Here is a 15602-nt window from a genome sequence, read left to right on the forward strand (position 1 = left end):
CCGTAGGGTGGGCAAAGGCGCCCTTGCGCCGTGCCCACCACCTCTCTCGATCGCAAAAATGCGTGGGCACGCTTCGCTTTGCCCACCCTACGACACCGTCCTCCCCCTCGACGAACCCTGTCCCACGGCTTACCTCTAACGCCGTGCCGCCCCGCATCCTCAAAATTCCGGCCGAGCCGGCCCCGCTGCTGCCCGACCGTTTCCAGCAATGGTTTGCGGCCCGCGGCTGGACGCCGCGCGAACACCAGCTCGCGCTGCTGGAAAAGGCGCGTGAGGATCGATCGGCCTTGCTGATCGCACCGACCGGGGCCGGCAAGACGCTGGCGGGGTTCTTGCCGACGCTGGCGGAACTGAGCTCTGCGCCGGCGACGCCCGCGAAATCCCTCGTCTCCACCGGCCGCAGCGTGCAGCGCAGCGCCGGTCTCCACACCCTCTATATCTCGCCGTTGAAAGCGCTCGCCGTCGACATCGCCCGCAACCTCGAGCGCCCCATCGCCGAGATGGGCCTGCCGATCAAGGTCGAGACCCGCACCGGCGACACGCCGGTGTCGCGGCGTCAGCGGCAGCGGCGTTATCCGCCCGACATTCTGCTGACGACGCCGGAGCAGCTCGCGCTGCTGCTGTCCTCCGACGATGCGCCGTTTTTGTTTTCCTCGCTGAAGCGCATCGTGCTCGACGAGCTGCATGCGCTGGTGACGTCCAAGCGCGGCGATCTGCTGTCGCTCGGCCTTGCACGGCTGTGGCGTCTCGCCCCGCAGATGCGCGCGATCGGACTGTCGGCGACCGTGGCGGAGCCGGAGCAACTCGCGCGCTTCCTGGTGCCGCAGCCCGAAGGCAAGGAAGTTGCCGCCGATATCGTCGTCGCCGGCGGCGCCGCACCGCCGCTGGTTCAGATGCTCGACACCAGCGAGCGCCTGCCCTGGGCTGGCCACAGCGCGCGTCACGCGCTCCCCGAAATCTACGAGCTGATCAAGCAGAACAAGACCACGCTGGTGTTCGTCAATACTCGCAGCCAGGCCGAGATGCTGTTCCAGAATCTCTGGAGCATGAACGACGACGGCCTTGCCATCGCGCTGCATCACGGCTCGCTCGACGTCGCGCAGCGCCGCAAGGTCGAGGATGCGATGTCGGCAGGACGCTTGCGCGGCGTGGTCTGCACCTCCTCGCTCGATCTGGGCGTCGACTGGGGCGACGTCGATCTCGTCGTCAATATCGGCGCGCCCAAGGGCTCCTCGCGCCTGATGCAGCGCATCGGCCGCGCCAATCACCGTCTCGACGAAGCCTCCCGCGCCGTGCTGGTGCCCGCCAACCGCTTCGAGGTGCTGGAATGCCGCGTCGCCATCGATGCCATCGCCGAGAATGCGCAGGACACCCCGCCCTTGCGTACCGGCGCGCTCGACGTGCTGGCCCAGCACGTGCTCGGCTGCGCCTGCGGCGAGCCGTTTCTCTCCGATGAACTCTATGCCGAGGTCCGCACCGCCGCGCCTTATGCCGACCTGTCGCAGCAGGATTTCGACGACGTCGTCGATTTCGTCGCTTCCGGCGGCTACGCGCTGAAGACCTATGAGCGCTTCGCCCGCATCAAGCAGGACAAGGAGGGCCGCTGGCGCGTTGCCAATCCCAAGGTGCGGCAGAGCTACCGGATGAATGTCGGCACCATCGTCGAGGACGACATGCTGAAGGTGCGGCTGGTGCGCTCGCGCGGCAGTGGCAGCGGCTCCACGGGTGTGATCGCGCGCGGCGGCCGCTTGCTCGGCGAGATCGAGGAGGCCTTCATCGAAGGCCTCTCGCCCGGCGATACCTTCGTATTCTCAGGAGAGGTGGTGCGCTACGAAACGCTGGTCGAGGACCAGGTCTATGTCTCGCGCGCGCATGACAAGGACCCGAAAGTGCCGTCCTATATGGGCGGAAAATTCCCGCTCTCGACCTATCTCGCCGAGCGCGTCCGCCGTCTGCTCGACGACGGGCGGGCATGGAAGGGCTTGCCGGAGCAGGTGCGCGACTGGCTGTCGCAGCAGAAGGACGTCAGCCGCGTGCCCGCCGCGCGCGAGCTGCTGGTGGAAAGTTTTCCGCGCGCCAACAAGCATTACATCGTCTGCTATCCCTTCGAAGGCCGCCTCGCGCACCAGACGCTCGGCATGCTGCTGACGCGCCGGCTGGAGCGCGCCCGCGCCCGGCCGCTCGGCTTCGTTGCCAATGAATATGCGGTGGCGATCTGGGGGCTCGGCGACCTCTCTTTCATGATCAGGGACGGCCGCATCGATCTCGACGGGTTGTTCGATCCTGATATGCTCGGCGACGATCTGGAGGCCTGGCTCGCCGAATCCGCGCTGATGAAGCGCACCTTCCGCAACTGCGCCATCATCTCCGGCCTGATCGCGCGCCGCCACACCGGCGAAGAGAAGAGCCGCCGCCAGGTGCTGTTCTCGACCGACCTCGTCTATGACGTCTTGCGCAAGCATCAGGCCGACCACGTGCTGCTGCGCGCCGCGCGCGCCGATGCCGCCACCGGCCTATTGGATCTGCGCCGCCTCAGCGACATGCTGATGCGCATCCAGGGCCGCATCACCCACCGGGAACTCGACCGCGTCTCCCCGCTCGCCGTGCCCGTGATGCTGGAAATCGGCCGCGAGTCAGTTTATGGCGAAGCTGCAGACGAGCTGTTGGCCGAAGCCGCCGACGAGCTGGTCAAGGAAGCGATGTCGTAAACGGCAAACAAAAATGTATCTTCGGGGCGCAACTCCATCCACATCGTCATGCCCGGGCTTGACCCGGGCATCCACGTCTTTCTTGCGGTGCCAAGAACGTGGATGGCCGGGACAAGCCCGGCCATGACGGAGAATGTCGCGTTATCGATAATTTCTACGCGGACTTTGGATGTAGCTGGCATTGCGCTCCACGCCGATCTCTCCGGCGCGCTGTACTGGGACGAGCGGCGCCTGCTAGTCGTCTCCGATTTGCATCTGGAAAAAGGGTCCAGCTTCGCCACCCGCGGCGTGCTGCTGCCGCCCTATGATACGCTGGCAACGCTCAGCCGGCTCGCTGCTGTCATCTCCCGCCATAATCCCAAAACGGTCATCGCACTCGGCGACAGTTTTCACGATCGCACCGCGCATGAGCGCCTGTCCACGGAGGACCGCGATGCCGTCGCCGCGCTGCAGAGCGGCCGCGACTGGATCTGGATCTCGGGCAATCACGATCCGATGCTGCCGCGCGATCTCGGCGGTACCGTCGCCGACGAAGTCGCTGTTGGCCCCATCACCTTCCGCCACGAGCCATCAGGCGCGCCTGGCGAGATCGCCGGCCATCTCCACCCCAAGGCCCGAATCTCCGCCCGCGGCCGTTCGATGGAGCGGCGCTGCTTCGCCAGCGACGGAATGCGCGCGGTGATGCCGGCCTTCGGCGCCTATGCCGGCGGCCTCAGCATCCGCGACGCCGCGTTTGCAAGGATCTTTGCGAAGACCGGCTTTGTCGCCCATCTCCTCGGCGACCGCCGCGTGCACGCGATTGCGGCGTCGCGGTGTTACTGAAGGCGTGCTTTGTAGCTTTGTAGGGTGGGCAAAGCGAAGCGTGCCCACCACCTGCAAATTATTGAAGGATCGTGGGCACGGCGCTTCGCACCTTTGCCCACCCTACGAGACTGTCTCTCCGGAGATCAAAGAGGTGGGTTACGCTGCCCTAACCCACGCTACGCATCTCGCAAGCTCACGCCGCCTTCGCTTGCACGTCCTCGCAAAACTCCGCGAGTCGATCCGCCAGCCGCAGCGTCGCCGAGCTCGCATTCGGCGCGGCCATCAGCGCCACCTCCGTCTTGTTGATCGGCGCAAAACCGTCCTTCGCCGTCAGCACGCGATGGTCTGCCTGGATCGACATTTCCGAGAGAATGCTCAGCCCCATGCCGGCGGCAACGGCAGCCTGGATGCCGGCCAGGCTCGACGACATGTAGGACATGTGCCAGGCACGCCCGGCGCTTTCCAGCGCGTGGATCGCGCCGGCGCGATAGAGGCAGCCGAGCGGAAAGCCGATCAGGGGCACTGATGGCACGTCGACGTCGACGGGATGGGTCTTGCTGGTGACCCAGTGCACCTCCTCGGGCCACACCGCGATCGCGTCCCTGCCGCCGGCCTCGCGCTTGTAGAGCGCGAGATCGAGCTCGCCGCGTTCGAGGTCGCGGGCGAGGTTCTTGCTCTGGTCGGCACGCACGTCGAGACGCAGGTTCGGATGCGAGCGTGAGAACGCGCCCAGCAATTTTGCCAGACGATAGGCCGCGAAATCCTCGGGAATGCCGAGCCGGACCGCGCCGCCGTCGGGCTCGCGCAGCACGTCGCGCGCCTCTTCGGCCAGCGCCAGCAGCCGCCGCGCATAGGACAGCAACCGTTCGCCGGCCTCGGTCGGGCGCACGTCCTTGCCGTCACGGTGGAGCAGCACCTGGCCGACATCCTCCTCCAGCCGCTTGATCTGCTGGCTGACGGTCGATTGCGTGCGGTGAACGCGCTCGCTGGCGCGGGTGAAGCCGCCGGCCTCGACCACCGCGACGAAGCTGCGCAGAAGCTCAAGATCGAGCACATCAGCCTCCATTCGAAAATCCACTGATTTCGAGTTAATCATTTAATTTCCAAATGACAAGTAGGGTCCCTAGATCGAGGGTTCAGGAGAATGCCCTCATGTCCCTCGCCACTTCGCTCCCCGCTCCCCGCAGCCGGTTCAACACGTTGCCGCTCGCCATCGGCCTGTTCTGCCTGCTCTGGAGCTACGCCTTCGTCGCCGGCAAGATCGGCGTCACCCATTGCCCGCCGCTGATCCTGCTTGCCGCGCGCTTCTCGCTGGCCGGCATCCTGATCCTGGGCCCCACGCTGATCCGAGGCGAGTGGTCGCTGTCGTGGCGCGACGCGTTGATCTTCGCCGTACTCGGGGTTGCCAACAACGCGCTCTATCTCGGGCTCGGCTATACCGGCCTGCAATCGGTCTCCGCCGGCCTCGGCGGATTGATCGTCTCGGCCAATCCCGTGTTCACGGCCGCGCTTGCGGCGCTGCTGCTCGGCGAGGGCATGACCTGGCGCAAGGCGGGCGGCCTCTTGCTCGGCACCGTCGGCGTCACGCTGATCGTCTGGCATCGCCTCTCGGTGGGCACGGACAGTCTGCACGGCATCCTCTTCACGCTGGCCTCACTGGCGTCCATCGTCGCCGGCACCATCCTGTTCAAGCTGTTCGCGCCCAAGGGCAGCTTGTGGGTCGGCAACGGCGTGCAGAATCTCGCGGCCGGCGTCGTGCTGACGCCGATCGCGCTGACCTTCGCGGATGTTCACGCCATCGACGTCACCCCAGGCCTGATCGGCGCCTTCGCCTTTCTCGTGCTCGGCGGCTCGATCCTCGCCTACTGGCTCTGGTTTCATCTCCTGAAAGTGTGTGGCGCGACCGCGGCCAGTGCCTATCATTTCCTGATGCCGCCGCTCGGCATGCTGTTCGCGTATCTCGTGCTCGGCGAACACGTCGAAGCGCGCGACCTCTTCGGGATCATTCCCGTGGCGCTCGGCATTTACCTGGTGACGCGCCCCGCAAAGCCGGTGGCGTAAGAGGAGTTCCGCATGCCCGTTTCAATCACCCTGATCGGCGGCCCCACCGCCTTGATCGAGATCGACGGCTTTCGCCTGCTCACCGACCCCACCTTCGATGCGCCGGGCGCTTATCAATTGCCGCATGTGAAGCTGGAGAAGACCACCGGCCCGGCGATGAAGGCCGATGCGATCGGCCCCATCGATGCCGTGCTGCTCAGCCACGACCAGCATTCGGACAATCTCGACAATTCAGGGCGCGACGTCTTGCTGAAAGCACCACGCGCGCTGACGACGGAGGCCGGCGCCAAACGCCTCGGCGGCCATGTCGAGGGCCTCGCGCCCTGGGCAACCGCGCATCTGAAGGACGACGACGGCAACATGCTGACCATCACCGCGACACCGGCGCGTCACGGCCCTGCCGGCATCGAGCCGCTGTCGGGCGACGTCATCGGCTTCGTGGTGCAATCCAGCCGCAAGGACACGAGCGCGGTCTATATCAGCGGCGACACCACCTGGTTCGACGGCGTCGCCGAAGTTGCGCGCCGCTTCAAGTGCGGCGTGGTGCTGCCGTTTGCCGGCGCCGCGCAAACGCGCGGCCCGTTCCATCTCACCATGGACACGAACGACACCATCGAGACCGCGCGCGCCTTTCCCGATGCGATGATCGTGCCCGTGCACACCGAAGGCTGGGCGCATTTCCGCCAGAACAGCGAGGATTTGCGCAAGACGTTCGACGTGCTCGGCTTCGGACCGCGGTTGCGATTGCTGGAGCCCGGCGTGCCGACCGTGATCGAGGCGCCGTGATCTTGCTAGGATGTCATGCCCCGGCTTGACCGGGACATCCAGTACGCCGCAGCGGGTGTTGTGAGAGCGAGCTATCCGACGAAGGCCTCTGGAATACTGGGTCGCCCGGTCCTAGTGCGCAATTGCGCACTGGCCGGGCGACGACCAGAGGAGATGGCGTCTTAAATCAATGCGCCGCGGACGCCGTCTTCTTCGTCGCGACCGGCTTCGGCGCGGGCTTGGTGGCCGCCTGCGGGGCGCTGTCCCAGCCGCCGGCGGGCGTCGCCACGTTGACGGCGTCGTCGGGCTGCGGCTCGGCGCTGAAGGTCTGGATCGCGAGCTTGGCGGCGGCGAGTGATTGCGGGTCGAGGCGCTTGGCGACATCGTCGCGCTTGCCGGCCGCATCGGCATCGCCCTGGGCGGCCGCCAGGCTGAACCATTTGTAGGATTCGGCGAGGTTCTGCTCCACGCCGATGCCGCGGGCATAGAGGATGCCGAGGTTGAACTGGCTGTCGGCGACGCCGCGGTCGGCGGCTTTGCGGAACCACTGCGCCGCGCTCTTGTAATTGGCGCCGCGTCCGCCACCGTCGGCGTCGAGCACCGCGAGATTATGCATCGCCTTGGCGTTGCCGCGTTCGGCCGCTTGCGTGTAGTAGCGGCGGGCGATGTCGGCGTCCTTCTTCACGCCCAACCCCTTCTCATAAAGCGTGCCGAGGCGGAAGGTTGCGGGCACCACGCCGGCCTGCGAGGCGCGGTCGTACCATTTGGCGGCTTCGTCGTAATTCGCAGCGACGCCCTTGCCCTCGGCAAAGCGCACGCCGATCTCGTAGGCCGCGGTCGCATCGCCCTTCATCGCAGCGACGCGCAAAGCGGGACCGGCGATGCCGTCAGGCAGCTTCTCGCTCGGCGGGATCTGGACCACGCCGAGCCGGGCGCGGCTCGTGCCCGACAGCGCGCCGGTGACATCGCCGTTCGCCGCGGGCGGAAGTGGCGCTGCTGCGGGCGCGGGCGGAATTTCGACCGAAGCCGTGCTGCTGGAGCTCGCCGCCGGCGTGGCATTGTTCAGGGACTGCTTGCCGATCGGCGTCGGCGAGGTCATCGACGGGGTGACCTGCTCGGGCGGCTTGCTCTCGACTGGCGACGGCGCCTGCGGTGCCTGTTGGCTGGTATTCTCCATCGCCTGCGGCGCCGGCGGCGGGCTGCCGCCGTCGAGCAGGTTCATCGCCATCTTGAAGGTGCCGAGCACGATCACGACCACGCTGGCGCCGACCAGCAGCGAGCGGATTTTCGAGGTGATGGTCGAGCCGCCTTCCGAACCTGCGGCCTGGGCTTTGCCTTGAGCCTTGCCCTTGCTGCGCGCCGCGATTGCGGCCTTGACGCCGCGGGCGGGCTTTTCCTGTGGCTGCGCGGCGGCGGCCTGCGCGGCGCGGCGCGCGGCTGCGATGAAGCTCGACGACGATACCGGCTCCTTGGGCGCAGCCGGGATTTCGCTGATCGCGCTTTCGGACGCGGCAATGCGCTCGGACGGCGTGGCGGGGCGGGCGCCCGGACGCGTGCCCGGCTCGAGCGGATGATCCGGCGGCAGTTCGGGCGCGATCGCGGCGCGCACCGGCGCCGTGTGCGGCTCGAGGATCTCGCTGATCGCGCGCGGTGGCAAAGGCGGTGTAGCTTGCTGCGCCACCGGCACCGGCGGCGGCGCGGAGGGGGCGGCGGCGTGGAATTCGCGCGGCGCGGCGACGAAGCCGGAATGCGCATGCGGCTGGCCGGCGGGATTGGGCAGCTCGGGCTTCGGATCGTATTTCGGTTGCGGCGGCTGCGGCTGCCATTGCTCGCGCGCCATCGGCGCCGATTCGACGGGAGCCGGCATCGGCAATGGCGCGGCCACCGGCATCGGCGCAGGCGCGGGCGGCGCGGCGCGCACCGCGCGCAAATCGCCCTCGATCATGGCGAGGCGATCGACGACGTGGCCGAGCGTGTTGTGCACGGCCTCCAGCGAATCCTGGGTGCTGCGGTTGGTCTCGGCCTGGCTGAAGCGGATGTCGGACAGCTCGCGCCTGACGAGATCGACCATGCCGGAATCGGGCGGCGGCGCTGAATTGCGGCTCTCGGCCAGCGCGGCATAGGTCGCCTGCTGCCGCTCGAGGTGGTGCAGGATGTCGTGCAGCCCGTCCTCGACACGGCTGAAATTGCCGCCGCGCTGATCCGAGGCGGCCTCTAGCCGCTCCAGCAGATAAGAGACGCGCTGCTCGAGATGCGCAAAGGTCGAGGCGGAGTCGTTGCCGACCTGCATGCGGTCGAAGCGGTCGGACAGCGCGCGGATCGCGGCTTCCAGATGTTCGGTGCTCTCGGCAGGCGCCGGCCGCTCGCGCGTTTCCAGCGCGGCCGTGAGCGCGGCGATGCGCTGCTCCAGCACCGCAAAGCTGTCGCCGCGGTCCGAGGCGCGATTGAGCTGATCGACCTTGGATGACAGCAGCTGCACGTCCTCGGAGAGGCGGGCCAGCGCTTCGTTGGAGGCGACGTTGGAGACGATGCCGCGCAGCGCCGAGATCGCGCCTTCGAGCTGCCGCACCGTCGAGGGATCGTCATTGGCGCGCAGGATCAGGTCGAGCTTGGCGCCGAGATTGCGGATCGCCTCGTCGTAGCCGGTGAGCTGCTCGGCCGGCGTCAGCGTGCGCAGCACCTGCTTGATGTCGGAGAGGGCTCGCTCGATGCCTGACAGCACCTGGCCGTCGGTGCCGTTGGAGCGGGTCTCGTCGATGCGGCGGTGCAGCGAGCGGATCTCGTTCTCGATCGATTCGATCGCGCGCCGCGGCATCGCCTCGGTGATGACGTTGCGGATCTCGGCTAGCTCGGCGCGGAAGCCGTTGATGGCCTGCTCGGTATGGTCAGGCCGCTGCAGCGACTCGATCTGGCTCGTGATCTTGAGCAGATGGCGCTCGAGCGCGGAGAAATCCGGCCCCGCCTGCGGTGGCGGCGGAGCATAGACAGGCGCAGACGGAGCGATCGGCGGCGCGGCGCGCGGCGGCACCTGCCGCGGTGCGAATCCGTCAAGCTCGCCCTGCCGTGCGGTGATCTCGGCGACCGCGACGTCGAACGAGGCGGGACTCAGCGGCGGCGAGTTGCGATAGACCTGCGTGGCCGCGCGCTCGACCGCATCGGCCTGGCGATGGCGCGTTTCAACGGGTGACGGCGCAGGCGTCGCGCGTGGCGCCGGAGGCTGCTGCGGCTGCGGTTGCTGCGGGCGCGAGATCTGCGACAGGCGGGCATCGAGCCGCGAGATCGCATCGTTGAGCTGGCGGGCCACGCCCTGCTCGCGCGAGACGTCTCTTTCACGGGAAGAGTCTTGGCGTGGCGCGGCGGGTTTTGAAATCCGTTCGATCTGCCGGGTGATCGCGTCGAGCCGCTGATGGATGTCGGCGACTTCGCGACTCGCCTGACCAATTCCTTGGCTCTGAATGTCCTGCTGCTGCGAACGCGGATCGTGACGTTGATCCTGACGCGGCTGCTCGTAAGGGCTGCGAAAGTTCGGCGGGGCCGTCTCGCCGAGCGTGGAGTTCAGCCAATCGTTGAGTGACATGCCGGCACGGCGGGCAGCGGCTTCGGCCCGCTCCCTGACGGATGGATCGATACCGTCAACACTCCACGATACGCGCGAATTCATGACTCTGTCCGGTTCCGACTCCGCGCCCCACCCGACGCCTCCAGTCTCCCCACGCGTGCCGTTTGCGAGACAATTTGCAAGACAATCGAATTCGGCGCGGGTCGTCTGCCTCGAAGTCTGACTTTTGTCGGTTACGGTAAATAACGGGTTAAGGAAGCCGTCGCCGGTGTCTTAAAGTTGGGCGGCGGGAACCGGGGGTGCGTTGCGGCGCGTCCGGCAACCCAATAACCGATGTCATGCCCCGCGAAGGCGGGGCATCCAGTACGCCGCGGCTTCTCGGTTCCAGCCGCGCGGTCCCGGCGTCAAAGCCGGGCGATGACAGCTGGATGCTTGGCGAGACCCGCGCCGCCCGCCCGGCTGCATTCGGCCCCTTTTCTAGAGCGGCACGAGGTCGACATGCATGACGGCGGTGCATCCTGCGTCGACCGCGCGGAGACAGCGGGTGATTGCTTCATCAAGCCCGTTCGGATCGCTCACCCGTTCGCCATGAGCGCCGAAGGCACGGGCAATGTCGATGAAATGCCGCTGTTCGTCCTGGCGTCCGGTCCGAAGCCTGGACAGGAACGCGTCGGCCCGCTGCGCCTCTCCGTCGGGATAAACCCGTTGTACTGCGGCCTTGACGGCCTGCCAGCCGCCATTGTCGAGAATGACGGTGAAGATCGGCAGCCGATATTGCTGCGACACGGCGTAGACGGAATCCGGCGCGGCGAAGTGGAAAGCGCCGTCGCCGACGACCTGCACGATCCGGCGCGCCGGATTGGCCAGCTTCAGTCCGAGCGCCATGCCGCCGCTGAAGCCGAGCCCGCCGCCGGCCAGACCCACATAGGTCAGAGGCTTGGTGCGACGCAGCTGCTGCTGCAGGACCGGTGCGTTGCGGACGGCCTCGTTGAGGACGACGTCGTCTTCCGACAAGTGGGCCTGCAGCCGCGAGAAAAGGAAGGCGGGATTGATCGCGGCAAGCTCGCCCCTTTCCGCGGCGGCGGCTCGTCGCCTCGCCGCGCCGGCCTCGCGCAGTGGCTCCCAGCTCTCGATCCGGCGACGCACTTTCCTGCGATAGTCGTCATCGGCGCGTGCTTCGACGACCTCCAACACCTGTTGCAGGATGATCGCCGAATCACCGGCGATGCGCAGGTCGGTGGCAAAGCCCCACATCGGGATATCGGCCTTGAGCGGATCGATGTCGATCTGGATCCAGCGCAGCCCATCCGCGGCCTTCACGGACTGCGGGACGAAGGGCACGTCGGTATCGATGAGCAGGCCGAGGTCGGCATGGGCGACCAAAGCGGCCGGATCGCCACCGGCGAAGCACGCCGAGTCCTGGGGAATGTTCACTGTCACCGGATTGAATTCGGCGACGCGAATGCCGCAGGCAAGCGCCAGCCGTTCGAGCACCGCGACGGCATCTGGATTGCGGCCGAGATAGGCGGTCAGCGCGATCGGATTCTCGGCCGCCATCAGCGCTTCAGCCACGTCATGCGCCCGCGCCGGCTCGATCCCGCCGGCCTTGACCGAGCCATACCGCGCCGGCGGATAAGCGGGCATTTGCTGCGCGTCCCAGCTCTCCGCGAGGGTCTCGCGGGGCAGCATCATGTAGACCGGCCCCGGTGGATCGCTGTGCATGAACGCCGCCGCACGTGCCAGCGCCTCCTTCACGACCACGCCCGATGGAAGCGTGTATTCCCATTTCACATATGGGCGTACGATGCTCGCCTGGTCAAAACTGTCCTGCACGAAGTGGACATAGGTGTCGCGCGATCCGGTGATTTCGCCATGCAGGGTGAACGGAGCCCGGCCCGCCAACAGCATGACCGGCAGCCGATAGCGAAACAGATTCTGGATCGCCATGCACGCATTGGCGGTGCCGGCATCGACGTGGACGAATACGGCCTGGCCGCGGCCTGTTGCGAACGCATAGCCGGCTGCCATGTGAACCGCGACCACCTCGTGCGGACACAGGATGATTTCGGGATGCCGCCGTCCCTCTTTGTCCCAGCGCGCGATCTCCTCGATCAACGAGACGTGGTCGGTGCCGAGATTGGCAAAGATGGTGTCGACCCCGAGGTCAACGAGGGCCTCGAGGAAGTAGTGCGCGGTGCTGTAGGTCGTCATCAGATGGCTGCCTGGGTCGCCGTTCCGGCCACGATGTACCAGGTGACCAGCAGGCCACAGATCAGGGCTCCGGGCAGTGACGTGCCGGTACGCCGCCACGTGAAGGTCGAGATCACGGCGATGGCGGCAAGGAGCGGGATGAACTGAATGCCGATGATGGTTGAGAGCGGTATGACGGGCGAGGCCGGGAACGGATTGATCAATTTTCCGCCAAGCCACATCGCCAGATATTGGCCGCCGATCAGAATGAAAATCCCGAGCGAGAGCACCAGGATGGTCGTGACATAGTGACCGATCGCCGGCGCATCGAGCCGGCTGAAATTGGCGTGCAGCGCGCGCAGCGCGACGACGAAGAAGAGCGTAAAGGGAACCAGATAGATCAGCATGATCATCAATTGCGTCGCACTCGGCAATTTGAGCGCCACGACCCAGAAGCGAAAGTCGATCTTGAACAGGAGGTCGGCAAGCCAGACCGTCACGACACCGACCGCGACCGTCGCCAGCGCGATCAAGACCGCCGGCCCCGCAATATCCTTGCGCGTGACGCGCTTCGGCACGAACGGCAGCAGCGCCAACGTAATCACCGTGTTGAGCAGCGCCCAGATCGCGATCTCTGTCGTGAAAGCCTGCGGGAGGAAGCGCGATGCCGGCAGCCACGCATTTCCGATCGCAAAGGCGGGATAGTAAGTGATCGCAGGCAGCAGCGCAGAAATCCAGAAGACGGCCCACCAGCGTCCGCCTTTTGGCAATACAGCACTCGTCGCATCCGAATCGACCGGCCCGGTCCGAAGCGAAGCAAAGGCCGGAGAGGTCAGCAGCAGGTCGAAGGCGCCGAGCAGCAGAACAAGGAATCCGATGAGGGCAATCAATGTGCCGATCTCCTTGCGGAGCCAGATCTGATCGGCTGGCGGCAGCGGCGTGCCGCCGGAGAGCGTCTTGCTGAACCAGTCGAGGCTGTCACCGATGGCTTCGTGTGAGAAATGATCGGCCGGATGGGTGATTGCCGGGGTATAGAGAACCCGCGCCGTGCCTTTGCTGATGTCGCCGTAAATCCTGCCGGGCTCGATGGGTGCCGCAGCACCGAACACGGCAGCAAGCTTTTCCGACCGAGGAACATTCCTGGCATACTCGCTGCCCCACATGATCCCGGAGAACTCGTCGTATTGCGAGAACACCACGGCGAGGTTGCGCGGCCAGGTCGGCGTGCCATCGGCTGCAAAAGGCTTTCCGGTGGACGAGCCTTCCAGCACCAGCGACTTGTAGGCATCCGGCATCGCTGCAGCCGCGGCAAGAATCGTCCAGCCGCCCATGGAGTGCCCTTCAAGGCCGATGTTCTCCTTGTCGACATAGGGCAGGCTACGCAGATAGGCCAGGCCATCGGGTCCGCCGAAGCCGTGCGCGAAAGCAGGCGGATCACTGTAGCCGTGGCCGGTCTGGTCCAGTGCAACGACGACATAGCCGCGTCTGGCGAGCTCGATCGCAAACCCGTCCTGCGTCTCGCGCGAGTTGATGTAACCATGGACCGCGAGAATGCCGGGCGCGGGGCTTTTCTCGCTTGCATTTCGCGGAATATAGACCAGGGCGCTCATGGTATTGCCCGCGGCGCCCTTGAAGCGCACGTCTTCGATACGAATGCCACTGGTCGTCTGAGTGAAATGCGCCAGCATCCCACCCAGCAAGATGAGAACGGCTCCTATCGCAGCCATCGTCCCTTTACGCATTGAGTCCCCCCTCTGAAAAATTCGCGCTTCCGATCAAGCAATGTGAGCAGCCGCTGCTTCTCCCGCCGAATCGTGCTCACGACTGGCCGGGTCGGAAGCTGCTCCACGCAATCGCTCGAACAGCCGATCAGGATCCAGCGGCGCCGCCATGCCGCGCCAGGCAATGTGCGTATCCGGGCGCACCATCAGCAGATTCTCGGCAAAATCGAATCCTGCCCCGGCCCGATCGACGTCGAGCACCGTCAAGGGGACGCCCGAACGCGCCGCCGCGTCCACCAGCGGTGCGGCATCGATGGTTCGATCGAATCGCACCAGCGTATAGGCGGGACCGAGCGCATCGAGCAGCGAACGTCCGTCAGTCAGCCAGACATGCGGCGCGCGGGCGCCCGGCACGGTCGAGGCTGTGAAGCTGCCCATGCTGTAGGGCGGCGGCGCCTCGCCGTCATAGGCAATGATGGGTGACCGATCGTAGTAATAGCCGAAGTTCAGGCCGGCGCAGCAATATTGCTGGACGTTGAGATCGTAGGCGGCCTGGCCCACCTTGCTGCGCGCGGCATCGCCCACCTCGCCGTCGATCTCGACCTCGGGCGGCACCGCGCGTCGCTGCCCCATGACGGCAAGGGCATGGTTCATCGCGAAATGCGACACCTGCTCGGTGATCGGCTGGCGCTCGGCCTCGTAGGCGTCGAGCAGCGCAGGGCTCGCCCAGCCCTGCAGCACGCTCGCAAGGATCCAGCAGAGGTCGACGGCGTCGGCGATGCCGGCGTTCATGCCGTAGCCGGCATAGGGAATCCATAGATGGGCCGCATCACCGCAAATGAACGCACGGCGATCGCGGAAGCGATCGGCGACCAGGCGTCGACCGACCCAATCCTCCTTGCTGATGATGTCATATTGGAAGCGATCATCGACGCCGAGAATGGTGCGCAGCGCCCAGTCGCGATCGACGCTGTCGAACTCGAGCTCGTCGGGCGCGAGATGGTTGTGGATCAGCCAGAAGTCGCGGCCGTCGATCGAAACAGTCGTGCCGCAGCGGCGTGGATTGAGCGACATGGTCATCCAGGCCGGCTTCTGGGTGATCAGATCCTTCAGCGCGGGAGCTTGGATATAGGTGGACTGCACGCGCTGCACGACGTCGGTGCCTGATAGCCGCGAGCCGATCAGCCTGCGCACGGTCGAGCGGCCGCCGTCGCAGCCGATCAGATAGTCTGCGGCGATGGTGATGGTCCAGTCATTGTCGAGGTCCTGCGCCCGCGCCACAACGCCGTCTGCGCCCTGCTCGAAATGCTCGACCTGAACGCGATTGAGAATCCGGATTCCCGGCCAGGCCTCGGCGGCCGCGAACAGGATCGGCTCGAGATAGATCTGGTTGATCCGGTGCGGCGGCTCGGGCGTCGGCCAGTCGGTATCGGGGCCGCGGGTCGCGGTGTAGCGATCGGCGCGGCAGGGAATCGGGATCCGCGTCAGCTCGCGCCCGACAACGGCGGTGCGATAGGCGCAGTCGTTCGGGAAGTCGGCGGGCAGTCCGCCTTCGCGCACCTCGCGGACGATGCCGAGGCGGCGGAACACCTCCATCGAGCGCGCCGAGACGTGGTTGCATTTGACGTTCGGTGGCTCGCCGGGCGAGCGGATTTCGGCGACGACGACGTCGATGCCGCGGGAGGCGAGATCCATGGCGGCGGTCAAGCCGACCGGCCCCGCGCCGACGATCAGGACCTGAGTTTGCAGAACCTGGGTCTGGATGTTGTTCATGTCATCTTCTTCTCGCGTGTT

General features: G+C 66.3%; 9 protein-coding genes. 4 read left to right on the top strand and 5 right to left on the bottom strand.

Annotation, left to right across the window (positions count from 1 at the left end; all coding sequences use genetic code 11):
* Positions 1-143: 143 nt before the first annotated feature.
* Together HYH07_RS20280 and pdeM are read left to right on the top strand one after the other, a co-directional pair.
* Positions 144-2708: a ligase-associated DNA damage response DEXH box helicase gene (locus HYH07_RS20280; RefSeq protein WP_220004150.1), complete on the top strand. Its 2565-nt coding sequence runs from the start codon at positions 144-146 to the stop codon at positions 2706-2708.
* A gap of 123 nt (positions 2709-2831) precedes the next feature.
* Entirely contained in the window at positions 2832-3530 is a 699-nt protein-coding gene (gene pdeM / locus HYH07_RS20285; protein WP_220004151.1) for a ligase-associated DNA damage response endonuclease PdeM, read from the top strand.
* 175 nt (positions 3531-3705) lie between these two features.
* On the opposite strand, the gene HYH07_RS20290 is transcribed toward pdeM, so the two are convergent.
* Positions 3706-4566: a LysR family transcriptional regulator gene (locus HYH07_RS20290; protein WP_220004180.1), complete on the bottom strand. Its 861-nt coding sequence runs from the start codon at positions 4564-4566 to the stop codon at positions 3706-3708.
* A gap of 98 nt (positions 4567-4664) precedes the next feature.
* On the opposite strand from HYH07_RS20290, the gene HYH07_RS20295 reads away from it, so the two are divergent.
* Both HYH07_RS20295 and HYH07_RS20300 read left to right on the top strand, forming a co-directional pair.
* Positions 4665-5573, top strand: a complete 909-nt coding sequence (locus tag HYH07_RS20295; protein WP_220004152.1) for a DMT family transporter — start codon at positions 4665-4667, stop codon at positions 5571-5573.
* Between the two features lie 12 nt (positions 5574-5585).
* Entirely contained in the window at positions 5586-6359 is a 774-nt protein-coding gene (locus HYH07_RS20300; protein WP_220004153.1) for an MBL fold metallo-hydrolase, read from the top strand.
* 166 nt (positions 6360-6525) lie between these two features.
* On the opposite strand, the gene HYH07_RS20305 is transcribed toward HYH07_RS20300, so the two are convergent.
* The 4 genes from HYH07_RS20305 to HYH07_RS20320 form a co-directional block, all read right to left on the bottom strand.
* The gene (locus HYH07_RS20305) at positions 6526-9999 is read right to left on the bottom strand and encodes a tetratricopeptide repeat protein (protein ID WP_220004154.1); all 3474 of its coding nucleotides are present in this window, start codon (positions 9997-9999) and stop codon (positions 6526-6528) included.
* Positions 10000-10374: 375 nt separating this feature from the next.
* Positions 10375-12108, bottom strand: coding sequence for a thiamine pyrophosphate-requiring protein (locus HYH07_RS20310; protein ID WP_220004155.1), 1734 nt, complete (start codon positions 12106-12108; stop codon positions 10375-10377).
* Positions 12108-13829, bottom strand: a complete 1722-nt coding sequence (locus HYH07_RS20315; RefSeq protein WP_220004156.1) for an alpha/beta fold hydrolase — start codon at positions 13827-13829, stop codon at positions 12108-12110. Before HYH07_RS20315 ends, HYH07_RS20310 begins: the two co-directional genes overlap by 1 nt.
* Positions 13830-13862: 33 nt before the next feature.
* On the bottom strand, positions 13863-15581 hold the full coding sequence (locus HYH07_RS20320) for an FAD-dependent oxidoreductase (protein ID WP_220004157.1): 1719 nt from the start codon (positions 15579-15581) through the stop codon (positions 13863-13865).
* Positions 15582-15602 lie beyond the last annotated feature (21 nt).

This window comes from Bradyrhizobium sp. BR 10261 (assembly GCF_019455395.1).
Classification (GTDB): Bacteria; Pseudomonadota; Alphaproteobacteria; order Rhizobiales; family Xanthobacteraceae; genus Bradyrhizobium; species Bradyrhizobium manausense.

Coding starts and splice junctions, on each gene's coding strand:
- HYH07_RS20310 (WP_220004155.1), bottom strand. CDS start 12,108: ATGACGACCTACAGCACCGCGCACTACTTCCTCGAGGCCCTCGTTGAC.
- HYH07_RS20315 (WP_220004156.1), bottom strand. CDS start 13,829: ATGCGTAAAGGGACGATGGCTGCGATAGGAGCCGTTCTCATCTTGCTG.
- HYH07_RS20295 (WP_220004152.1), top strand. CDS start 4,665: ATGTCCCTCGCCACTTCGCTCCCCGCTCCCCGCAGCCGGTTCAACACG.
- HYH07_RS20300 (WP_220004153.1), top strand. CDS start 5,586: ATGCCCGTTTCAATCACCCTGATCGGCGGCCCCACCGCCTTGATCGAG.
- HYH07_RS20320 (WP_220004157.1), bottom strand. CDS start 15,581: ATGAACAACATCCAGACCCAGGTTCTGCAAACTCAGGTCCTGATCGTC.
- HYH07_RS20305 (WP_220004154.1), bottom strand. CDS start 9,999: ATGAATTCGCGCGTATCGTGGAGTGTTGACGGTATCGATCCATCCGTC.
- pdeM (WP_220004151.1), top strand. CDS start 2,832: ATGACGGAGAATGTCGCGTTATCGATAATTTCTACGCGGACTTTGGAT.